We start from the raw sequence: 374 nt of genomic DNA, 5'->3' as shown, positions 1-374 counted from the left end.
ATTTAGACTGAAGTTGCTATTTTGATTAATGGTTTGGTCGGTGATGGGAGAATTTAAAATCGGGGTGTCGTTAATATTACTAACCGTCAGTTGAAAATTGTCTTCAACCGTAGTATTACTATTATCTTTGGCGATAACTTTCAGGTTGATTATTCCCACATCTGAGTTAGCAGGTATGCCGGTAAATTCTCCGGTGTTGGGGTCGAATGTTAACCAACTGGGGAGGGGTTGACCATCGGTTAGGGTGGCGCTATAGGTTAAACTATCTCCGAGATCAATATCTTGGAAGTTATTGCTAATATTTAGACTGAAGTTGCTATTTTGATTAATGGTTTGGTCGGTGATGGGAGAATTTAAAATCGGGGTGTCGTTAA

Annotated in this window: 1 protein-coding gene; it reads right to left on the bottom strand. The window is 39.6% G+C overall.

Translation table 11 applies throughout. The annotated features are described in order from the left end of the window. The coding region (locus PL9631_RS25450; protein WP_156090710.1) for a putative Ig domain-containing protein at nt 1-374 on the bottom strand (374 nt) is incomplete at both ends.

It is taken from the genome of Planktothrix paucivesiculata PCC 9631 (genome assembly GCF_900009265.2).
Lineage (GTDB): Bacteria > Cyanobacteriota > Cyanobacteriia > Cyanobacteriales > Microcoleaceae > Planktothrix > Planktothrix paucivesiculata.
Note: the sequence above shows the minus strand (reverse complement) of the source record. Positions and strands in the feature narration are given on the sequence as shown.